20 protein-coding genes and 2 tRNA genes are annotated in these 20,782 nt (G+C 70.5%); 14 read left to right on the top strand and 8 right to left on the bottom strand.

What is annotated here, in order from left to right; translation table 11 throughout:
* Nucleotides 1-7 precede the first annotated feature (7 nt).
* On the top strand, nucleotides 8-823 hold the full coding sequence (locus tag ACFYYN_RS15110) for an Fpg/Nei family DNA glycosylase (protein WP_500546136.1): 816 nt from the start codon (nucleotides 8-10) through the stop codon (nucleotides 821-823).
* 80 nt (nucleotides 824-903) lie between these two features.
* Here the strand turns inward: ACFYYN_RS15110 and ACFYYN_RS15105 are convergent, their stop codons facing one another.
* On the bottom strand, nucleotides 904-2,133 hold the full coding sequence (locus tag ACFYYN_RS15105) for a GNAT family N-acetyltransferase (protein WP_500546135.1): 1,230 nt from the start codon (nucleotides 2,131-2,133) through the stop codon (nucleotides 904-906).
* A 128-nt stretch (nucleotides 2,134-2,261) separates the two neighbouring features.
* Here ACFYYN_RS15105 and ACFYYN_RS15100 point away from each other — a divergent pair, with 128 nt between their 5' ends.
* Nucleotides 2,262-3,404, top strand: a complete 1,143-nt coding sequence (locus ACFYYN_RS15100) for a SpoIIE family protein phosphatase (protein WP_500546134.1) — start codon at nucleotides 2,262-2,264, stop codon at nucleotides 3,402-3,404.
* Here the strand turns inward: ACFYYN_RS15100 and ACFYYN_RS15095 are convergent.
* Nucleotides 3,385-4,551: an acyltransferase family protein gene (locus tag ACFYYN_RS15095; RefSeq protein ID WP_500546133.1), complete on the bottom strand. Its 1,167-nt coding sequence runs from the start codon at nucleotides 4,549-4,551 to the stop codon at nucleotides 3,385-3,387. The two genes, ACFYYN_RS15100 and ACFYYN_RS15095, sit on opposite strands and share 20 nt — an antisense overlap.
* A 450-nt stretch (nucleotides 4,552-5,001) precedes the next feature.
* Here ACFYYN_RS15095 and ACFYYN_RS15090 point away from each other — a divergent pair, with 450 nt between their 5' ends.
* A complete protein-coding gene (locus ACFYYN_RS15090; RefSeq protein WP_361795409.1) occupies nucleotides 5,002-5,196 on the top strand; it encodes a hypothetical protein in 195 nt (64 codons plus the stop codon).
* Nucleotides 5,197-5,263: 67 nt separating this feature from the next.
* On the opposite strand, the gene ACFYYN_RS15085 is transcribed toward ACFYYN_RS15090, so the two are convergent.
* The gene (locus tag ACFYYN_RS15085; protein ID WP_500546132.1) at nucleotides 5,264-6,268 is read right to left on the bottom strand and encodes an asparaginase; all 1,005 of its coding nucleotides are present in this window, start codon (nucleotides 6,266-6,268) and stop codon (nucleotides 5,264-5,266) included.
* A gap of 116 nt (nucleotides 6,269-6,384) precedes the next feature.
* Between ACFYYN_RS15085 and ACFYYN_RS15080 the strand changes: the two genes are divergently transcribed.
* On the top strand, nucleotides 6,385-6,837 hold the full coding sequence (locus ACFYYN_RS15080; protein WP_500546131.1) for an Lrp/AsnC family transcriptional regulator: 453 nt from the start codon (nucleotides 6,385-6,387) through the stop codon (nucleotides 6,835-6,837).
* 36 nt (nucleotides 6,838-6,873) lie between these two features.
* On the top strand, nucleotides 6,874-7,785 hold the full coding sequence (locus ACFYYN_RS15075) for a glutaminase (protein ID WP_500546129.1): 912 nt from the start codon (nucleotides 6,874-6,876) through the stop codon (nucleotides 7,783-7,785).
* Here the strand turns inward: ACFYYN_RS15075 and ACFYYN_RS15070 are convergent.
* Together ACFYYN_RS15070 and ACFYYN_RS15065 are read right to left on the bottom strand one after the other, a co-directional pair.
* The gene (locus tag ACFYYN_RS15070; RefSeq protein ID WP_500322922.1) at nucleotides 7,782-8,156 is read right to left on the bottom strand and encodes an arsenate reductase family protein; all 375 of its coding nucleotides are present in this window, start codon (nucleotides 8,154-8,156) and stop codon (nucleotides 7,782-7,784) included. The two genes, ACFYYN_RS15075 and ACFYYN_RS15070, sit on opposite strands and share 4 nt — an antisense overlap.
* Nucleotides 8,157-8,177: 21 nt before the next feature.
* Nucleotides 8,178-9,143, bottom strand: coding sequence for a magnesium transporter CorA family protein (locus ACFYYN_RS15065; RefSeq protein WP_500546127.1), 966 nt, complete (start codon nucleotides 9,141-9,143; stop codon nucleotides 8,178-8,180).
* A 324-nt stretch (nucleotides 9,144-9,467) separates the two neighbouring features.
* On the opposite strand from ACFYYN_RS15065, the gene ACFYYN_RS15060 reads away from it, so the two are divergent.
* The 3 genes from ACFYYN_RS15060 to ACFYYN_RS15050 all read left to right on the top strand — a co-directional run bounded on the left by ACFYYN_RS15060 (nucleotide 9,468) and on the right by ACFYYN_RS15050 (nucleotide 12,954).
* A complete protein-coding gene (locus ACFYYN_RS15060; protein WP_500546126.1) occupies nucleotides 9,468-9,830 on the top strand; it encodes a hypothetical protein in 363 nt (120 codons plus the stop codon).
* A 709-nt stretch (nucleotides 9,831-10,539) separates the two neighbouring features.
* Nucleotides 10,540-10,806: a hypothetical protein gene (locus ACFYYN_RS15055; protein WP_500546125.1), complete on the top strand. Its 267-nt coding sequence runs from the start codon at nucleotides 10,540-10,542 to the stop codon at nucleotides 10,804-10,806.
* Nucleotides 10,807-11,721: 915 nt separating this feature from the next.
* Entirely contained in the window at nucleotides 11,722-12,954 is a 1,233-nt protein-coding gene (locus ACFYYN_RS15050; RefSeq protein WP_500546124.1) for an ice-binding family protein, read from the top strand.
* Nucleotides 12,955-13,338: 384 nt separating this feature from the next.
* Here the strand turns inward: ACFYYN_RS15050 and ACFYYN_RS15045 are convergent, their stop codons facing one another.
* A complete protein-coding gene (locus tag ACFYYN_RS15045) occupies nucleotides 13,339-13,806 on the bottom strand; it encodes a DUF5994 family protein (protein ID WP_500546123.1) in 468 nt (155 codons plus the stop codon).
* 433 nt (nucleotides 13,807-14,239) lie between these two features.
* Here ACFYYN_RS15045 and ACFYYN_RS15040 point away from each other — a divergent pair, with 433 nt between their 5' ends.
* Nucleotides 14,240-14,461: a tyrosine-type recombinase/integrase gene (locus tag ACFYYN_RS15040; protein WP_500546121.1), complete on the top strand. Its 222-nt coding sequence runs from the start codon at nucleotides 14,240-14,242 to the stop codon at nucleotides 14,459-14,461.
* Nucleotides 14,462-14,615: 154 nt separating this feature from the next.
* Here ACFYYN_RS15040 and ACFYYN_RS15035 read toward each other — a convergent pair.
* Nucleotides 14,616-14,686 (bottom strand) — tRNA-Gly (locus tag ACFYYN_RS15035).
* A 111-nt stretch (nucleotides 14,687-14,797) separates the two neighbouring features.
* On the opposite strand from ACFYYN_RS15035, the gene ACFYYN_RS15030 reads away from it, so the two are divergent.
* From ACFYYN_RS15030 to clpX, 5 genes are all read left to right on the top strand, one after another.
* Nucleotides 14,798-14,874 (top strand) — tRNA-Pro (locus ACFYYN_RS15030).
* Between the two features lie 165 nt (nucleotides 14,875-15,039).
* Nucleotides 15,040-16,434 (top strand): trigger factor, encoded by a 1,395-nt coding sequence (tig, locus tag ACFYYN_RS15025; protein ID WP_500546120.1) that lies wholly within the window; start codon nucleotides 15,040-15,042, stop codon nucleotides 16,432-16,434.
* A gap of 241 nt (nucleotides 16,435-16,675) precedes the next feature.
* Nucleotides 16,676-17,278, top strand: coding sequence for an ATP-dependent Clp protease proteolytic subunit (locus ACFYYN_RS15020; RefSeq protein WP_319156002.1), 603 nt, complete (start codon nucleotides 16,676-16,678; stop codon nucleotides 17,276-17,278).
* 99 nt (nucleotides 17,279-17,377) lie between these two features.
* Entirely contained in the window at nucleotides 17,378-18,013 is a 636-nt protein-coding gene (locus ACFYYN_RS15015) for an ATP-dependent Clp protease proteolytic subunit (protein ID WP_499516835.1), read from the top strand.
* 174 nt (nucleotides 18,014-18,187) lie between these two features.
* The gene (clpX, locus tag ACFYYN_RS15010) at nucleotides 18,188-19,474 is read left to right on the top strand and encodes an ATP-dependent Clp protease ATP-binding subunit ClpX (protein WP_329187895.1); all 1,287 of its coding nucleotides are present in this window, start codon (nucleotides 18,188-18,190) and stop codon (nucleotides 19,472-19,474) included.
* A 67-nt stretch (nucleotides 19,475-19,541) separates the two neighbouring features.
* On the opposite strand, the gene ACFYYN_RS15005 is transcribed toward clpX, so the two are convergent.
* On the bottom strand, nucleotides 19,542-20,414 hold the full coding sequence (locus ACFYYN_RS15005) for a hypothetical protein (RefSeq protein WP_500546119.1): 873 nt from the start codon (nucleotides 20,412-20,414) through the stop codon (nucleotides 19,542-19,544).
* Between the last annotated feature and the right edge of the window lie 368 nt (nucleotides 20,415-20,782).

Raw genomic sequence — 20,782 nt, 5'->3', positions numbered from 1 at the left:
TCCGGGCATGCCCGAGGGGCATACGATCCACCGCCTCGCCGCGGACCACGAGGCACGCTTCGCCGGCCGGGTGGTCCGCGCGAGCAGTCCGCAGGGCAAGTTCTCCGACGGCGCCGCCCTCCTGGACGGCGCCGTGATGGAGTCCGCGGAGGCCCACGGCAAGCACCTCTTCCTGGGGTTCGGCCCGGTCGGCTGGGTCCACGTCCACCTCGGGCTGTACGGGAAGTCCGGTTTCGGCACCGGGCCGGGCGGGGCCCCCGTCGGCCAGGTCAGGCTGCGCCTGGCCACCGACGAGCACCACGCCGACCTGCGCGGGCCGACCGCCTGCGAGCTGATCACCGGGGCCGAGAAGCAGGCCATACACGACCGGCTCGGCCCTGACCCGCTGCGGCCCGCCGACACCGGGGAGCGCGCCCGGGCCCGCATAGCGCGCAGCCGCACCAGCATCGCCGCGCTGCTGATGGACCAGAAGGTCGTCGCGGGCGTCGGCAACGTCTACCGCGCCGAGGTCCTCTTCCGCCACGGCGTCGACCCGTACCTGGCGGGACGCGACCTGGACCGCGCGCGGTGGGACGCGATCTGGGCCGATCTGGTGGCCCTGATGCGCGAGGGCGTGCGGAACAACCGCATCGACACCGTCCGCCCCGAGCACACCCCCGAGGCCATGGGCCGTCCGCCGCGCGTCGACGACCACGGCGGCGAGGTCTACGTCTACCGCCGTGCGGGGATGCCGTGCCACGTCTGCGGCACCGAGGTGCGCACCGCCTCCCTGGTGGCGCGCAACCTCTTCTGGTGCCCCGTCTGCCAGCCCGTCCGGGGCTGACGCCCCGCTCGGACCAGGGGCCGGCCGGGGACACGCCCAAGGGAGCGCCCCGGCCGGTGGACACGGGCCCGAGCGGGGACCTAGAAGCCGTGCGGCAGCCAGGGGGCGACGTCGCCGCCGAAAGCCACCGTGGTCTCCCGCAGCGCGCCCTGCCGCAGTTCCCGCACGCGTCCGGCCCGCGCCAGCGCGGTCAGCGAGACGTCGCCCAGGTAGGCCGCGCCCAGCTCGCGCACCGACAGTGCCAGGTCCGCGGCGTCCGTCGTCCGCTCGCACGTGGCGCCCTTGGCGTTGCCGCCGAGCCGCCAGCGGCCCTCGTTCCAGGGGCAGAACGGGTCCGAGACCTCCAGTACGACGTCCAGCGGGGCAGCGTAGGTACGGGCCGACAGGGCCGCGCCCACCTCGACCGGGCGCAGCAGCAGGCCTTCCCTGACGCGCACGCCGCAGCGGCGCACGTCGTCGACCAGGTGCAGGACCGGGTCGTCGGCGGGACGGTTGCGCGCGGTGATGCGGCAGGTGAGGTCGATGCCGAACAGGTAGCGCCACAGGGCGGCGTATGTGTCCGGATCCAGTGCCTCCAGGTCGCGCAGCACCACCGTTCCGTCCGGTCCGGCCGCGTTCCAGGCGGACTTCACCGCGTAGCGCGTGTAGCCCCGCACCTCCCCGTCGCGCTCGGCGACCACGCAGAGCAGTTTCGACGCGCCGTCCCGGAACGCCTCCGGGTCGAGCACGCCCTTGCGCTCCCAGTTCGGCCGCCGCTCCAGCATGCCCGGCCGGGTGGGCACCCGCCGCGCGTAGACCTCCTCGCAGGCCGCCAGGGCCTCCTGCGGGTCGGCGAAGCGCAGGGTGACCCCGTCGGCGCCCGCGGGCACGGTGAGGCCGGCGCGCAGGGTGTCGACCTCCAAGGTCGTCTGGCGGGTGGCGACCTCGTAGCCGTACCGGCCGTAGATCGCCGGCTCGGACGCCGTGAGCACCGCAAGGGGCTCGCCCCGTTCGTGCACCTCGTCCAACTGCCGCCGCATCATCGAGGTCAGCAGCCCGCGGCGGCGGTGCGTCGAGGCGACGCTGACCATGGTGACGCCCGCCGCCGGGACCACGGCGCCGCCGGGCACCGCCATGCGGAAGGAGAACGCCCCCGCGGTGCCGACGACCTCCGCGCCGTCCCAGGCCGCGATCGACCGGGAGAACTCGGTCACCCCGCGGTCGAACTCCCGCTCCTCCGCCGGCCAGACCGCGCTGCCGAACGTGCGTTCCAGCGTGCTGAACCACTCGTCCCACTGTTCGGACTCGAGAACCCGCAACTCCACCGTCATGTGCCCTGCCTACCAGTCGCCCCAAGGGCGGGCGAACGGTTTTCGCCGGTCGTGGCGGCGAATCGGCGCACCATGAGGGGCACCTCCGATGCGGAGAACGGGTGAGGGTGGATAGGGTCGCCGGGAACATGGCACGACGCCCGGTAGGAGACGGATTCGGGGCCCGGTGGCGCAGGACGGTCCACCGGGCCCGCGTAGGCCTGCGCAAATCCGCCGTGGACTACTTCCGCGGCGACGCGGCCGACTGGCTCGCCCTGGCCGTCCTGACGATCAGCGTCCCGCTGATCGCCTGGGCCACGGTGCTGGCGCCGCAATGGTGCCCGCCCACCACCTTGGTGCTGCCCGTCCTCGTCGGCGGCCTGCTGCTGCGCCCCTCCAGCCTCCTGCTGCTGTACGGGGCGAGCGCCGCCGCGATGGTGGTGGAGTCCGCCGTCCTCGGCCCGTACCGCGACGGCGTCGGCAGGGTGACCCCGGGCACCGTGCTGGTGGTGGCGGCCGTGGCGCTGGCCGGGCTGATCGTCGCGCAGTTCCGCGCCCGGGTCGGCGTGCCCTGGATGCGCGGCGGCACGATGCTCTTCGACCTGCGCGAGCGCATCCGGGTGCAGAGCAGGCTGCCGCGGCTGCCCGACGGCTGGCACGCCGAGATGGCGCTGCGGCCGGCCGGCGGCCAGTCCTTCTCCGGCGACTTCGTGGTGGCCACCCGCACCTCGGGCGGGCGGATCCTGGAGGCCGTCCTCACCGACGTGTCGGGCAAGGGCATGGACGCCGGCTCCCGCGCCCTGCTGCTCTCCGGCGCCTTCGGCGGCCTGCTCGGCTCACTGCCGCCGCACGCCTTCCTCACCGCCGCCAACGGCTACCTGCTCCGGCAGAACTGGGACGAGGGCTTCGCCACCTCCGTCCACCTGGTGCTGGACGTGGAGACCGGCGACTACGAGCTGCTCTCCGCGGGCCACCTGCCGGGCATGCAGCTCAGCGCGGGCACCGGCCGCTGGGAGGAGAAGGCGGCCGAGGGGCCGCTGCTGGGGGTGTACGACGGCGCCGAGTTCAACAGCGTGAAGGGCACGCTGCGCTCCGGCGACGTCCTGCTGCTCTTCACCGACGGCCTGGTCGAGGCCGCCGGCCGCGACATCACCGAAGGCATCGACCGGCTCATCGGCGAGGCCGACCGGTACGTCGCGCACGGCTTCCGCGGCGCGGCCTGGCAGCTGATCGAGGCGGTCGCCAAGGACGTCAACGACGACCGCGCCCTGCTCATCGTGTGCCGGGACTAGCCGCCGGCCGGAACGCCCAGGACATCTTCGGCTCCATCGCGAAGCGGAACAGCCGCTGCACCGCAGGGGTGCACAGCGCGGTGACCACCACGACGGCGATCGCGGTGACCGCGACCTGGCCCAGCGGGGTGTGGATCCAGTCGTGGTCGTACCAGCTGCCGAAGCGGGAGCCCTTGGCGAGGAAGCCGTGCAGCAGGTACCCGTAGAGCGTGCCGGCGCCGAGGGCCGTGAACCACATGCGGCGGCGCGGCACCCAGGCGAAGAAGCACACCGTCAGCGCCAGGGAGCAGCAGAACAGCGCCAGCGTCATGACCGGCCCCGTCCACCAGGGCGCGCCCAGCTCCTGGGCGCTCGTGCGGTGGTAGAGCCAGGCCCGGTCCATCCGGGGCACCACCCAGTAGGAGACGACCAGCGCGGCGAGCCCCACCGGAACGGACAGCACGCGCACCACCCGGCGCCGGGCAAGGTGGAAGTGCTCCGCCTTCAGGCACATGCCGAGCACGAAGAAGGGCAGGAACTGCAGGACGCGCTGGAGTTCCAGGTCGTCGCCGATGGTCGGGGTGACGGACGCGAGGGCCGCGATCACCAGGGCGACGGCGACCGGCTGCCGGACGATGCGCCAGATGGGGGCCGTAAGGCGCCAGATGAAGAGGGCGGCGAGGAACCAGGTGAGGTACCAGGGGTCGAGCAGGCTGAGCGGTTGCGGCGCCGCGTCGTCGGCCCAGTTCCTGAAGAGCGAGTAGGCGGCCTCGAAGAGCAGGTACGGGACGGCGATGCCGGTGATCAGTCTCCTGACGCGGTCCGGGCGGGCGTCGAAACTCTTCGAGAAGTAGCCGGAGATGACGATGAAGGCCGGCATGTGGAACGCGTACACGAGGATGTAGAGCGCGCCGGCGGCCCTGCTGTGCCCAGTGAGCGGTTCCCAGGCGTGGCCCATCGCGACCAGGACGATCGCGAGGTACTTGGCGTTGTCGAAGAACGGGTCGCGCCCGGCGGAGGGCGCGGAGGCGGTGGCGGGGGCGGCGGACCCCGCGGGGGCGGCCGGCCCGGGGGCGGGGGCGGCTTCCGTGCGGGGAGCGGGGAGAACGGAATTCCCGGTCTGGGTCCTGCCGGGGGACAGGGTGTTCGTGCGGTGGGGCTGGAACATTTGATGCACCATAGCGGGCGCCTCTGCCTGAGTAAATTCTCGATCGGAATGGCGGTAGCGGCGCTGCTACCCCGGAATGCATGTGTCATGCCACTGACCGTTCCGTGACGCTATGGGCAGTCATATAAGGGTTGAACGGGGCATATCGGCAGACGGGTTGGCGTCTGTGCAGGTTTTTTGATGATCGTTTGTGTGGCAAGTGCATGTGCGGGGAAATAGTTTGGGGGAAATTCACTCGAACGTGCCGTGCAATTGCGAGATTGTCCTCATCCGAAGTGATCAGAAGTGATCGCGATGTCCTGCGTCACAGGTGTGCGACCCCGACGCGCGGGGAAGGGGTGTCCCGCGGGGTCACGGTGTCGGTGGCAGGTGGCACGATGGACGTCGCGGGGGTGCGGCTGCGTTGCTCCCCCGGAACGGTGAGGCGTCAGACCGAGGATGTGATCCCCAGTGGCCATCTCCCTGTCCGTGGTGCTGTTGTTGGCGATCATCATGATCGTCCTGATAAGGGGCAAGACGCTCAAGGTCGGTCCGGCCATCGTCGCCGCGCTCTTCGGCTTCTTCCTTGCCTCCACGGGCATGGCGCCGGCGATCAACAAGTTCCTCGACTCGTTGGCGGACACCATCAACCAGATAAACCTCTGAGCGGTCCCCGTCACATGTCACAGGTCACCCGTCACCCGGCGCGGTGGCCGCGCCGGGTGACGGGGAGTCAGGCGACGGCCGGTGTGCGGTCCTCGGCCGTCCCGATGATGCGGCGCAGCGCGGCGGCCCGCTCCTGCGGGTCCCGGGCGGACAGCAACGCCGCCAGTACGGCGATGCGGGCCTGCCCCGCGCGCAGCGTCCCGGCCAGCACGCCGCCGGCCGCGGCGAGGTCCACCGCGCCGCCCCCGGTGTACATCGGCGCCACCGGCCCGGCCGCCACCCGGGTGCTCACGGCGACCAGCACCCCGGCGTCGACCGCGCGGCGGACCGCCGCCACGAAATCGGGCGTCGCGTTGCCCGCGCCGGTGCCTACCAGCACGATGCCCTGGGCCCCCGCACCCAGCGCGGCCTCGAAGAGCACGGGGTCGGCGTCCACGTGGTGCATGACGACGTCGACGCGCGGCGCCGTGACGTGTGCGTCCGGCAGCGGCAGCGCCGTGGCACGCGGCCGGGGGGCGCCCCAGGCGATCTCGCCGAACTTCACCCGTCCCAGCGGCCGGCCCGAGGGGTCGGCGAAGGCCTGGACGTCCAGGGTGTGCGCCTTGACCGTGCCCCGGGCGGCGTGCACGAAGCCGCCGAAGGTGATGACCACGCCGATGTCCTCGCCGGTCGCGGCGGTCAGCAGCGCGTCGTAGAGGTTGCCCGCCGCGTCCCCGTCCACGGCGTCCAGCGGGAGCTGGGCGCCGGTGAAGACCACCGGGCGCCGGTCGCCGTGGTGGAGGTCCAGGAGGAAGGCGGACTCCTCCATGGTGTCGGTGCCGTGGGTCACCACGACGCCGTCCACGCCCGGGTCCGCCAGCACCTCGTGGACCGTCCGCAGCAGTTCCAGCTGGTGGGCGGAGGTCAGCCGCGAGCTGTTCACCGTGAACAGGTCGCGCACGGTCACCTCGACGCCCTCGGGGACCGCGCCCGCCGCCAGCACCTCGTGGCCGGCGGCCTCGGCCGCGTACCCGGCCCCCTGCCACCGGCTGGCGATCGTGCCGCCGGTGCCGATCACGACGATGTGCTTCACGTGTCCCTCACTCGCGTGTTCGCCTGCTCCTCCGCGGCAAGGATATGCGGTGAACCCCGGCATCGGATTGCCAATCAGCCCGCGTAGATCGGCCAAGCGTGGTATCTATCGCCCCTATGGATGCCATTGACAGAAGAATCTTGCGCGAGCTCCAGGCCGACGGCCGGCTCACCAACCAGGAACTGGCCGCCCGCGTCGGCCTCACCCCCTCCCCGTGCCTGCGCAGGGTGCGCCAGCTGGAGGAGGACGGGGTGATCCAGAGCTACCGGGCCGTCGTCGCCCCGGCCGCCGTCGGCCGCGGCTTCGAGGTCTTCGCCTCCGTCGAGGTACGGCGGGACCGCGAGTCCGTCGCCGCCTTCGAGGAGCAGGTGCAGGCCATCCCCGACGTCGTCGAGGCCTACCGGCTCTACGGCGCGCCCGGCTGCCTGCTGCGGATCGCGGTGGCCGACAGCGACGCCTACGAGCGCTTCTGGACCGAGAAGCTGATCGCCCTGCCGGGCGTGAGCGAGGTGAACTCGCAGATGATCATGAAGCGGATCAAGGGCCCGCAGGGCGTGCCGGTCGGTTAGGGCCGGGGTTCGCCGGGGTCCGGGTTCAATGGGCCGGTGGACTACCAGCGTTTCCTCGAACAGGCCATGGCCGCGGCCCTTCCGGAGCTCGGCCGCGGCAAGGTCGCCGACTACATCCCCGCCCTCGCGGCCGCCGACGCCGGCGCCTTCGGCATGGCCCTGGCCACCGTCGGGGGCGAGGTCCACGGCGTCGGGGACTTCGCCGAGCCGTTCTCCGTCCAGAGCGTCTCCAAGCTCTTCACGCTCGCCCTGGCGCTCCACCACGGCGGCGACGCCCTGTGGCGCCGTGTCGGCCGCGAGCCCTCCGGCAGCCCCTTCAACTCGCTCATCCAGCTGGAGACCGAGCAGGGCATCCCGCGCAATCCCTTCATCAACGCCGGAGCCCTGGTCGTCACCGACGCCCTGCTGACCCTCACCGGCGACGCCTCGGGCGCGGTACGCGAACTGCTGCGCGCCGAGTCGGGCAACCCGGCCCTGACCACCGCCCCGGCGGTCGCCGCCTCCGAGGCCGCCCACGGCCACCGCAACGCCGCCCTGGCGCACTTCCTCGCGCACTTCGGCAACCTGCACAACCCCGTGGACACCGTCCTGGAGCACTACTACGCCCACTGCGCCCTTGAGGCCTCCTGCCGCGACCTCGCCCTTGCGGGCGGCTTCCTCGCCCGGCACGGACTGCGCGCCGACGGCGGCCGGCTACTGTCCCGCACCGACGCCAAACGCCTCAACGCCGTGCTGCTCACCTGCGGCACCTACGACGCCGCGGGGGAGTTCGCCTACCGCGTGGGCCTGCCCGGCAAGAGCGGCGTCGGCGGGGCCATCCTCGCCGTCCTCCCTGGCCGGGGCGCCCTGTGCGCATGGAGCCCCGGCCTCGACCCGGCCGGCAACTCCGTCGGCGCCATGGCGGCCCTCGACGCGTTCACCACCGCCACCGGGCTGTCGGTGTTCTAGACGGAGCCCGGGGCGCGGCCCAGCGCGTCCCGCACCGCCTCCTCGGAGCGCGCTACCACCGCCGTGCCGTCCTCGGCGGTGATGATGGGACGCTGGATCAGCCGCGGGTGCGCCGCCAGCGCCCCGATCCAGCGGTCCCGCTCACCCGGCCCGCGCGGCCACTCCTTCAGTCCTAGTTCCTTCGCCTCGGCCTCCTGGGTCCGCACGATGTCCCACGGCTCCAGCCCGAGCCGCTCCAGCACCGCCCGGATCTCGTCCGCGTCGGGCGGATCCTCCAGGTAGCGCCGCACGGTGTACTGCGCGCCCTCGTCGTCCAGCAGGTGCAGCGCGGAGCGGCACTTTGAGCACGCGGGGTTGATCCAGATCTCCATGCCGCCAATGTAGTGAGGCGCTCAGGGGTCGTCGCGCCCGTCGTCGCGCAGTCTGCGCCAGATGCGGGTGCGGTGGAGCACGTAGACGGCGACGGACAGGACGAGCGCCTGCAGTCCCACGGCGAGCAGCCAGAAGACGACCTTGCTCTCCAACTCGTCGGTCATGTAGGTGAAGTTCATGCCGAAGAAGCCGGTCAGGAAGGTCAGCGGAAGGAAGATCGTCGACACGATGGCCAGCCGGTTGATCACACCGTTCTGCTCGCCGGACACCAGGGAGGAGTAGCTGGCGAACGCCCGCCGGGCGGCGTCCTGGAGCGACTCGATGCTGGAGAGCACCATCCGCGCGGCCCGCTGGTACGAGGCGGCCAGCCGCTGCCGCTCCTCCGGGAAGCTGCCGCTCATCATCCGCCGGGTGATGGTCTCGTCGGTCGCCTGCAGGTACGGCAGCAGGGCGTGGTGCAGCAGCGCCGCGCGCCGCCGCAGCTGTGCCAGCCGGTACACCTGCCGCGGGTTCCGGCTCTCGAACATCTCGTCCTCGAGGTCCTCCACCTGCAGCAGCGACTCCACGGCGGACTTGCGGAAGGTCTCCAGGGCGTCCTCCAGCAGCAGGAAGAGCGCGGCGGTGGTGTCCGCGGGCCGTTCGTGCGGCAGCCGGGTGATGAACCGCCCGACGAGCGTGTTCGGCCCCCGGCGGACCGTGACCAGGTACCGTCCGGTCACGAAGACGTGGAGGTGGGCGACCTCGTCGTCCTCGATGACCGGTACGACGAACCGGGCGTTGTCCCCGTGGAACTCCGCCCGCGCGCTCTCGCCCGCCCTGCCCAGCCATGCCAGGTCCTCCGCCTCCAGGCCGAGTTCGTGGGCGATCGGCGCCTCGTCGGGCCGTCCCTCCCCGGGCACCTCGATGTCCACGAGCAGGAAGCGCGACGCCGCGAGCCGCTCCCGCGCCTCCGACACGGCGGCGCGGGCGACGGTGCCCTCGGGCATCGACACCACCGTAACGATCATCGTTCCTCACCGTGGATCACCGGCACATCTCCCAGCCTGCGCAGACTCCGGCGTCCACGCATGCGGAGGTGCCCGGTCCAGGGGATCCGCGGTACCGGCGGGCCGTCTTTTAACCAGCCCCCGACCACATGTCAAGCCCCGAAATGCAGCGACGTGACGCGGGCCGAACGCCGGGGCTTACTGGAGTCAAGAGGTCGCGCAATACCGACCGAAAGGAACCACCGGGACATTCCCCCCGGTGCCGGAATACCCGAAAAGGGGTCATCCGGAATCCCCGCCCCGCATCGCCTGAGGAGAACCGCCATGTCCCGCACCCGCAAGATCGTCATGCTGACCGCCGCCACCACTCTTGCCGCCGGTGGCGCCCTGCTCCCGACCAGCGCGTTCGCGGCCGCCCCCGCCCACGTCAGCGCCGTCCAGGCCGCACCCCAGCAGCAGAGCCTTCACGTCGGTGACGGCGGCGGGGTGAACAACAACATCCCCCTCTTCAACAACACCGGTGGCTTCTTCGGAGGCCAGGTGAACAACAACATCCCGGTCTTCAACAACGGCGGCGGTGGTTTCTTCGGGGGCGGGGTGAACAACAACATCCCGGTCTTCAACAACGGGGGTGGCGGTTTCTTCGGGGGCGGGGTGAACAACAACATCCCGGTCTTCAACAACTGATCCCCCAGACTGATCCCCCAGCCCACCACCCAGGCGCGGCCGGCCCCCACCCCGGCCGCGCCACCCCGTCGGGGTGGTCCGGCAAGTGGCCCGCACGCCCACGGGCTTCGGGCGGCGGGGAACGGACGAGGCCCCGGGCCGGCGAACATGCCGCTGACCTGGGGCCTTCGCCTGCAGAGCGGGCGACGGGAACCGAATCCGCGTAGCCAGTTCGGAGGACGACGTACGCGCCGCTTCCCTACCCCTGGTCGCGGTACGGGTGCCCGGGAGCGGTGTCGCGCCCGGGATTCCCCGCTGTTCCCCCTCGATGGCCCTCGTTACGGGCACGTGGCGGGCACGAGGCCTCTGGCTGCGAGGCCCCCACCGCACAGCCCACAGGTGGTGGGGGCTCCCTCCGCCGCGCGGTGGCTGATGAGCGCACGAGACGGCCCCCGGCGCTTCTCGGCGTCGGGGGCCCGGCTCTCGGCCGAGGGGGCCGTCGGGGTGGAGGTGACGAACCCTCATGCACGGGCCCGATCCTGCCCCCCGCGGGCTGCGGCTGCCAGCCGGGGGACCCGGGCAGGCGACAGGGGCGACCCCGGGAGTACCCCGATCGGCTGGCCGACGGGCGTCGGGCTCGGCTGGGCCTGCCCGCATCCACAGAGTCGAACGTGTGCGCGCGTGGCGTGATGCGGTGAAGGTGTCGCTCCGGGAGCCCGGGGAGCCTCCCGTGTGCGTCGAGCCCGTCCCGGAGTACCGCTGGCAGCGCATGGGCTTCCAGTTCGACGGCCGCCTGTACCGCGGTGCGGCGACCGAGCGCCGCGAGCCCGTAGTGCACACCCTGCTGTGGTCGGAGGAGATCCGCGAACCGGATGACCTGTCCTCGGCGGCCCCGGTGACCGAGCGGGAGCGGGAGTTCGCAGAACTGCTGATGGACCAGCTCGCAGGGGTCAACTCCGGCGAGCCGCACGACGATTACGCGGCGGCACTTGAGTAGCTGGTGGTGGCGAAGATGACCGGCGCGGGGCCGCATGAGCCGGAAGAGCGGGCACCGGCCGTGGCTGGAGGAGAGCGTCCGGGAAGCGGGCAACCGCTGGCGGGGGCCCTGCGGTGCGCCGATAACCCTGTGCCCTTCTGCCTCTGCGTCGTGACCACCGCCTCACCAGTTCGTGCACAGCTGTATGTGTGCGCTGCCACCGCAGCGGCCGAGGGCAGGCATCCTGCTACCGCCAAAGTCCCGCGCATACGGTTTCGTTGTCGTTATCTCCTGCCGTGAGGAGCCGCAAGGCAGACCGGCATCCCGTCGATGCCGGTCGCACTCGGGAGGGATTCCTACCCTGGGCACGCCGGAGCCGGTCGATCCCCGGACGCGGCTTCACTCCGTCCCGGTGTGCTCATGCCGGCGCCGTCAAGCACGGCGGAGCAGTTAGCCCTTGGCCAGCGGCCCACTGTGCCCGCTCGAGGTCCGGCACGCCGGCAGATGACCACCGAGGTGCCCGGGCTTCCGCCTGTCGGACCTGGCCCAATGCCCCCGGTTGCGCGGAGACGCCACCAGCAGAGTGAACCAGGCGCGACCCATAACTCCTTTGGCTCTCCGCGCATATGCCCTTTATAGGATCATTGCTAGCTTTTGGCTGGTGAGCGGCGGTTTGTCGCTTTCTCCGGTGAGCACTTGCTCGCCGGCCCCCTTTGGTCGCGGACCGCTGATTTGGACACGCGACTGAGGTTCGGCGACCGGAGCTCACTACCCACGTTCGAAGTCCCCCTCGCAGGGGTGGCCGGGCTCGGCCACAAGAAAGGGTCTCTCCCTACGTCAGAGGTTTCCGTCCTGCCCGCTCCGCCCGGCAGGCGACGTATACGCGTACACAAGGGGCTCAAGGCACCGATGCTCTTGATACCTATCGCGGTGCTGATGGCGACGCTCACCATGATCACGACCCTCGCCCACGCCGTATCACCTCCGGCGGTGGGACTGGGAACCGCCAAGACCTACGGGGTCCTGGCCGGTTCAACGGTCACCAACACGCTCGGAACCATCATCATCGGGGATCTGGGGCTCAGCCCCGGCACTTCGGTAACAGGCTTTCCGCCCGGACGTGTCATCGGAGCGACGCACGTAGCCGACGCTGTCGCCGGTCAGGCGAAGTCAGACTTGGTCACGGCCTACAACGACGCGGCCGGCAGGCCGTCCAACGGCGTCGCGGGACCCCAGCTCGACACCCAAGCCTATTTTCCCGGCGTCTACTCTGCCGGGACGGCGCTCGATCTCGCCGTCAACGGGACTGTCACTCTCGACGCACAGGGCGACCCCAACGCCGTCTTCATCTTCCAGGTCGGCTCCACCCTGGTCATGAACGTGGGGAGCACCGTCCGGCTCATCAACGGAGCGCAGGCCTGCAACGTGTTCTGGCAGGTGGGCAGCTCCGCCACCATCGGGACCAATGCCGACTTCAAGGGCACCATCATGGCCCTGACGGACATCTCCGTGGGCGCCGACGCGGCGATCGCGGGCCGGTTGCTGGCGCGAAATGGCCAGGTCACCCTGATCAGGGACAACATCACGGTCCCGACTTGCGGTGTGGCTGGTCCGACCGGACCCACCGGCCCGACCGGACCCACTGGTCCGTCCGGTCCTGCCGGTCCCTCTGGTCCTCCCGGTGACACCGGCCCGACCGGCCCTGCCGGACCCACTGGTCCCTCTGGCCCTGCCGGCCCCTCGGGTCCTGCCGGTCCCTCTGGTGCTCCCGGTGACACTGGCCCGACCGGTCCTGCTGGACCTGCCGGACCTGGTGGTCCGGCTGGCCCCGCCGGCCCGTCCGGCCCGTCCGGCCCGTCCGGTCCTGCTGGTCCGAGTGGTCCCGCCGGCCCGACCGGTCCTGAAGGTCCGGCAGGTCCTGAAGGTCCTCCCGGGCGTCCCGGGCGTCCCGGCTACCCCGGCGGCTTCCCCGGCTACCCCGGTCTCCCCGGCGGTCCGGGCCTTCATGACCACCGCGACCACGACGGCAAGTACGACCACGGCGGCAAGTACGAGGACGGCGACGAGTACGACGACGAGCACGGCAGCAACTGCCACGCCAAGCCGCCGTGGAAGGAACCGGACGACGACGAGTTGGCATGGAGCTTCCAAATGACGTGCCGGGACTGAGCCAAGCCCCGTCCTCATCGCCTTGAGGAAGGAAGACCCCAGGGGGTGCCCCGAACAAGGGGCGCCCCCTGGGGTATCTGCGGCTTCGGCGAGTCCGCGAACCATTCGCTTGCGAGGCCGACGCTTCTCACACCCGTGCGCGGCGGGACCGGCGGCGTTGGGGCGGGCGCAGTCGCCCACGCCCCCCTTCGCGGTGGTCACGGCGGTCGTGCCTGACGGGAGGCGGCGCCGGCGGCGCCGGCGTGGTCGGTACGGTCCCGACCGGGAGGCGCGGGCCATGACCGCGTGTTCCCCCGTGCTGTGTGTCGCGCAGATGATTCATGAGCGCTCTCAGGGTGTTCGCCGCGTCAGCGAGGGCAGCGGTGACGCCGGCGTCCGAGCCCCTCATGTGCTTCCCGCCATGTGCGAGCGCTCCACTGCCAACAAACCGCCGGCGGTGGCGCTGATGCGGGGATCGGCTGCGGCGGACAACAAGCGGGCGGCGGTGTCGGAGTCCGTCTCCGGCGCAATGACCAGAAGGTCCCAGCGTCCGGCATCGCGGGAGAGCAGCAGGAGCTTGTGGGGGTCCTGGTCCGCTGTGAACCAATCGACGGGCACCACGTGCCCGGCCACGGCCACCCTGCGGGGGACGGCCGGCCAGAAGTGCGGGTTCACGGCGACACGGGCGATCCGCCCCCATGGGGCGTCCGGAGTGGCCGTAAGTGCGGAGATTTCCGCCGCCAGATCCCGTGAGCGGGGCCACCAGGCTCCGTCGAGGGGGCCCGAGGCGGCGCTGACCGGCTTCAGTGAGAGTCGTACGCCGTCAGGGCCGAGGGATTCATCGTGGGTCGTGTGATCAAGGATCAAGCCCATACGTTCACTTGCCCGGCTAGGCATTCGCCGAAAACGACGCCGGCACGGTAGCCGGGGTACGGAATGCCTTCGGTTCGTCCACCGTACTCTGCTGATGAGGCTTCCGTGCTTGCCGCATCCGGCAACCATGAGTGCACCTGCGGCCCGCTCCGGTGGTGGGCCGCAGGCATGTTCGGGCCAGGCTCCGTAACGGCGGCACGGTGCGCACCCCAGAGCGGCCTGGCGTCCATTTCGGAGGCTTTCGCCATTGCTGAGGCCATGCACCCGCGGTACAAGGCGCTCGTCCTCCTGGTGGCCTTCTACGGCGTCCGATGGGGTGAGTTGATCGGCTTGCGTCGTCACGATGTTGACCTCGACCACGGCATGATCCGCGTACGCCGTTCGGTGGCCGAGCTCACCAGAGACCGGCGCCACCGGGCGTGTCTTCGTCGGGGTGAAAGGCGCCACCCCGCGCCGGAATCACTTCAATCGGTGGTGGCACAAGGCATGCGGCAAGGCCGGCGTGAACGGCCTTCGAGTTCATGATCTTCGGCACACCGGCAACACCTTGGCGGCCTCGACGGGCGCGAGCACGAAGGAACTCATGACCCGGATGGGGCACAGCTCGCCCCGTGCCGCGTCTATCAGCACGCCAGCGCCCAGCGAGAACGCGTGATCGCCGACGCCGTGAGTGCCCTTATCGAATCGGCTCGCCAACGGCCGACGTGATCCGTGTGGCACGTGTGTGGCACGGTGGCCCGGATCGGACCGTGAACGACGTAGGCCCAGGCCGGGGAAAACCACCCCTGACCTGGGCCTACGTCCTGCAGAGCGGGCGACGGGAATCGAACCCGCGTAGCCAGTTTGGAAGACTGGGGCTCTACCATTGAGCTACGCCCGCAACGGCCAGTCATTCTGGCACATCAGATCGTAGCCGATCGACCCGGCTCCCGCGCACGGCACATATGGCCTTCAGGGTGTGCGGAGGCATGTACTCTACGTGTCGCACCGACGGGGTGTGGCGCAGCTTGGTAGCGCGTCCGCTTTGGGAGCGGAAGGTCGTCGGTTCGAATCCGGCCACCCCGACCAGTGCTCGGCCGCCCTGTGCCGAGCAGGGCCCGGCCGCAGGATTGTGGTACCGGTAGGATGGGTCGTCGGCCACTGAAACGCGGAAAAGCCAGGTCGAACACCAGCCGCCCCGCACGATCGCCGAGCGGCCGCCCATCAACGTAAAGCCCCCAAGGAGACCCAACCGTGAAGAGCGCCGTCGAGACTCTGAACCCGACCCGGGTTCGACTCACTGTCGAGGTGCCCTTCGAGGAGCTCAAGCCCAGCCTCGACGCGGCGTACAAGAAGATCAACCAGCAGGTCACGGTGCCGGGCTTCCGTAAGGGCAAGATCCCCGCGCGCGTCATCGACCAGCGGTTCGGCCGTGGCGCGGTCCTCGAAGAGGCCATCAACGACGCACTGCCGAAGTTCTACACGGAGGCGGTCAACGAGGGCGAGCTCAACGTCCTCGGCCAGCCCGAGGTGGACATCACCGAGTTCAACGACGGCCAGGAGCTGAAGTTCACCGCCGAGGTGGACATCCGCCCGGTCATCGAGATCCCGGACTATTCCGGCATCGAGGTCACCGTCGACGCCGTCGAGGTGTCCGACGAGGACGTCGACAAGGCCCTGGAGCAGCTGCGGGAGCGCTTCGCCTCCACCACCGTCGTGGAGCGTGCCGCCGCCGACGGCGACGTCGTCGTCGTGGACCTGGAGGCCTCGGTCGAGGGCGAGGTGCTGGAGGACGGCGTCGCCAGCGGCGTCACCTACACCATCGGCTCCGGCCAGCTGCTCGACGGCATCGACGAGGCCGTCACCGGCCTGGAGGCCGGCGGTTCGGCCACCTTCACCTCCGAGCTCAAGGGCGGCTCCGCCGCCGGCAAGCAGGCCCAGGTCAAGGTGGACGTCACCACCGTCCAGGCCCGTGAGCTGCCCGAGCTGGACGACGACTTCGCCCAGCTGGCGAGCGAGTTCGACACCCTCGAGGAGCTCCGCGCCGACGCCGTGAAGCGCCAGGAGCGCATCAAGCAGTACGACCAGGCCACCCAGGCCCAGGAGAAGGTGCTGGACGCCCTCCTGGAGCTGGTCGACATCCCGCTGCCGGAGAAGCTGCTCAAGGACGAGATCGAGACCCGCGTCCACAACCTGGAGCACCACCAGTTCCCGGCCATGGGCCTGGACTGGGACTCCTTCCTGGAGAACGAGGGCAAGACCCGCGAGGAGTACGACGAGGAGATCGAGGGGCAGGCGAAGAAGGGCATCAAGACCCAGTTCGTCCTGGACGAGCTCGTCTCCACCGAGAAGCTCTCGGTCAACCAGGAGGAGCTCACCGAGCACCTCATGCGCCGTGCCGCCTCCTCCGGCATGAGCCCGGACCAGTTCGCCCAGGCGGTCGTCGAGGGCGGCCAGGTGCCGCTGCTCGTCGGCGAGGTCGCCCGCGGCAAGGCGCTGGCCCTGGTCGTCGAGGCCGCCACGGTCAAGGACACCAACGGCGAGGTCGTCGACCTGGAGGACGAGGAGGACGAGACCGGCGAGACGGTCGAGGCCACCTCCGAGGACACGGACGCCGAGACCGCCAAGGGTGAGGGCTCCGAGGCCTGAGCCTCGCCCCGCAGCACCATCCGACGGGCCCGGACGACCAGTTCGTCCGGGCCCGTTCTGTTCGGTTTCGCTCTCCGCTTACACCCTGCCTGCGCTGACAGCGAACAGTTCCGCGTGGGGGATTGCTGGGCCCCACCTGCGCGTTAGGGTCCGTAAGTACGAGGGCCCGTGCCCTACGAGAAGACCCTGTGACGGCGTCCGCGCCGTCCGACAACGAGCAGGTGGATACGTGACGACTCCGATGCCTTCCGCCGCCGGCGAGCCGACCATCGGTGGCCTCGGCGACCAGGTCTACAACCGGCTGCTCGGCGAGCGGATCATCTTCCTCGGCCAGCCGGTGGACGACGACATCGCCAACAAGATCACCGCGCAGCTGCTCCTCCTTGCCGCCGAGCCGGACAAGGACATCTACCTCTACATCAACAGCCCCGGCGGTTCCGTGACGGCCGGCATGGCGATCTACGACACCATGCAGTTCATCAAGAACGACGTGGTCACCATCGCCATGGGCCTCGCGGCCTCCATGGGCCAGTTCCTGCTGACGGCCGGCACCCCCGGCAAGCGCTTCTCGCTGCCGAACACCGACATCCTGATGCACCAGCCCTCCGCCGGCCTCGCCGGCTCGGCCTCGGACATCAAGATCCACGCCGAGCAGCTGCTGCGCACGAAGAAGCGCATGGCCGAGCTCATCGCGGAGCACTCCGGCCAGAGCGTCGAGGCGATCACCCGTGACTCCGACCGCGACCGCTGGTTCTCCGCCGAGGCGGCCAAGGAGTACGGCCTGATCGACGACGTCATCACGCACGCCGTGAACGTGCCGGGCGGCGGCGGCACCGGGGCCTGACCGGGCCTGACGCCCGTACTGCCCCGCAGGACCGACCCCAGCCCACTGCTCATCTTCAGGACGGTGAACGTGACCACCCAGAACTTCCCCGGCAGCGGCATGTACGACCGCACGAACGCCGCCGAGGCCCGCTACGTGGTGCCGCGCTTCGTGGAGCGCACCTCGCAGGGCATCCGCGAGTACGACCCGTACGCGAAGCTCTTCGAGGAGCGCGTGATCTTCCTCGGGGTGCAGATCGACGACGCCTCCGCCAACGACGTCATGGCGCAGCTGCTGTGCCTGGAGTCGATGGACCCGGACCGCGACATCTCGGTCTACATCAACAGCCCCGGCGGCTCCTTCACGGCGCTGACGGCCATCTACGACACGATGCAGTTCGTGAAGCCCGACATCCAGACGGTCTGCATGGGCCAGGCGGCCTCCGCCGCGGCCGTGCTGCTCGCCGCCGGCACGCCCGGCAAGCGGATGGCGCTGCCGAACGCCCGCATCCTGATCCACCAGCCGTACAGCGAGACCGGCCGCGGCCAGGTCTCGGACCTGGAGATCGCCGCCAACGAGATCCTGCGGATGCGGGCCCAGCTGGAGGAGATGCTGGCCAAGCACTCCAGCACCCCGATCGAGAAGATCCGCGACGACATCGAGCGCGACAAGATCCTCACGGCCGAGGAGGCCCTCTCCTACGGTCTGGTCGACCAGATCGTCTCGACCCGCAAGGGTTCGGCGGTCGCGGTCTGACGCCCGGCAGGGCATTCTGCGACAAGAAGTCCCCTCTTGGAGCCGCGGGGTTGTGCAGGTCACGGCCCAGTAGCTCCAAGGGGGGCCCGCACTGGGGGCGCGGCAAGGTACCGTCGATAGGCAAGCACCAGGACTCGTCGAACTGACGGGACCCAGGCGAAGGGGAAGCACCTCGTGGCACGCATCGGTGACGGCGGCGATCTGCTCAAGTGCTCGTTCTGCGGAAAGAGCCAGAAGCAGGTGAAGAAGCTCATCGCAGGACCCGGTGTGTACATCTGCGACGAGTGCATCGACCTCTGCAACGAGATCATCGAGGAGGAGCTCGCCGAGTCCTCCGAGGTGCGGTGGGAGGACCTGCCGAAGCCGCGCGAGATCTACGAGTTCCTCGAGAGCTACGTCGTCGGCCAGGAGCCGGCGAAGAAGGCGCTCTCCGTGGCGGTCTACAACCACTACAAGCGGGTGCAGGCCGGTGAGAACGGCGGCGGCCGCGGCCACGACGACGGCATCGAGCTCGCCAAGTCCAACATCCTGCTGCTCGGTCCCACGGGCTCCGGCAAGACCCTGCTCGCCCAGACCCTGGCCCGGATGCTGAACGTGCCGTTCGCCATCGCGGACGCCACCGCGCTGACCGAGGCCGGGTACGTCGGCGAGGACGTCGAGAACATCCTGCTCAAGCTGATCCAGGCGGCCGACTACGACGTCAAGAAGGCCGAGACGGGGATCATCTACATCGACGAGATCGACAAGGTCGCCCGCAAGAGCGAGAACCCGTCGATCACCCGCGACGTCTCCGGCGAGGGCGTGCAGCAGGCGCTGCTGAAGATCCTGGAGGGCACCACCGCCTCGGTGCCGCCGCAGGGCGGGCGCAAGCACCCGCACCAGGAGTTCATCCAGATCGACACCACCAACGTGCTCTTCATCGTCGGCGGTGCCTTCGCCGGGCTGGAGAAGATCATCGAATCACGGGCCGGCGCCAAGGGCATCGGTTTCGGCGCGACCATCCGCTCCAAGCGGGAGATCGACTCCGCCGACCAGTTCTCCGAGGTCATGCCGGAGGACCTGGTGAAGTTCGGCATGATCCCCGAGTTCATCGGCCGTCTGCCGGTCATCACCAGCGTGCACAACCTCGACCGTGAGGCGCTGCTGCAGATCCTGGTGGAGCCGCGCAACGCCCTGGTCAAGCAGTACCAGCGGCTCTTCGAGCTCGACGGCGTCGAGCTCGAGTTCGAGCGCGGCGCCCTGGAGGCCATCGCCGACCAGGCCATCCTCCGCCAGACCGGCGCCCGCGGCCTGCGCGCCATCATGGAGGAGGTGCTGATGTCGGTGATGTACGAGGTGCCCTCGCGCAAGGACGTCGCCCGCGTCGTCATCAGCGAGGACGTCGTCCACTCCAACGTGAACCCGACCCTGGTCCCGCGCGAGCCCCGCATCATCGGCAAGGGCGAGCAGAAGAGCGCGTAGCGCACCCCGGCACACGAAAGGGGGCGCCCGGCAGCTGCCGGGCGCCCCCTTCGCCGTACGGGGCGGGTCACTTCTTGACGCGGACCTCGTCGCGGATCTTCACGGTGCTGTCCGCCCACTCCGTGAGGGAGGGGGGCTCGGTGGCGCCGGTGATGTCGACGTTCATGTCCATGGCCATGGCGACCGTGCTGTCGTCGGCCCATGCGCAGTACGGGAAGCTGACCCCGGCCGAGCCGATCGTGCCGCACTTCATGATGTCGCCGTCGAAGCCCGTGGGGTGGACCTCCTTCGGGGCCTCGCCGCCGGAGCTGCCGGCCTTGGAGGTGAAGGCGGCGAGCATCTTGTCCAGCACGCTGCCCGGGTCGCTGACGTCACCGTAGGCGCCGGTGACGATCAGCTGCTCGGTGGCGCCCTTCTTGTAGTTTCCGGAGACCGTGGTGGCGTCGTCGATGCCGGTGTCGTCCCCGGTCTCGCCGTTGCTGAGTCCGGGGTCGTTGCCGGACTTGGTGTACTGACCGTCCAGCAGCGTGGCCGGCATGGCGAGCTTGTGGTCACTGCCGCTGCCGCCGCTGCCCGTGAGGGCGAGGATGCCGCCGCCTATGACCGCGACGGCGACCACGACGCCGACCACGATGCCGATGATCTTGCCCTTGCCCCCGGACGGCGGCGGCGGGGCACCCCAGGCGCCGGGCTGCTGACCGTAGGGGCCCGGCTGCTGGGCGTACGGGCCGGGCTGCTGACCGTACGGGCCGGGCTGCTGCGGGTAGCCGTAGCCGGGGGCCGGCTGCGGGGCCGTGGGCTGCTGCGGGTAGCCGTAGCCCGGTGCGGGCTGCTGGGGCGGGCCGGGCGGGACCGGTGGCTGCTGGGGGTGGCCGGGCTGGCCCCCGTAGCCAGGCTGGCCGCCGTAACCCGGCTGCGGCGGCTGCTGGTTGAAGCTCATCGGTGAGTCCCCTCGTTGAACTGCTGTCTCCTCGTACTCATCCTTGCGGATTGTTTAGGCCGTCTTTACACCGACGTCGTCAGGACTTGGTAACAAGACGGTGCAGATGCCCGGTTGATCACCCTGACCACCGGTGCGGACGGGTACCACCGACCCGTCCGGTCTGCCGGTTTCCCGTCAGGAGTCGCTCGTCCGACGGTGGTTCGGAGGCGGTGGCCCATCCCCGGGGACCGGCGGGGGTCTCCCGGCTCCCGGCTCCCGGCACCACGCGCCCCCGGAACCGGACCGCGAGCGCCCCCGCCGGGCCCCGCGGCGGGCGTGCGTCGTCGGGGGCCCCGTCCCCGCGTCTCGCGCCCGGGCACCGGCGG

The sequence above is a fragment of the Streptomyces sp. NPDC001902 genome, from assembly GCF_042891295.1.
GTDB lineage: Bacteria > Actinomycetota > Actinomycetes > Streptomycetales > Streptomycetaceae > Actinacidiphila.
Note: the sequence above shows the minus strand (reverse complement) of the source record. Positions and strands in the feature narration are given on the sequence as shown.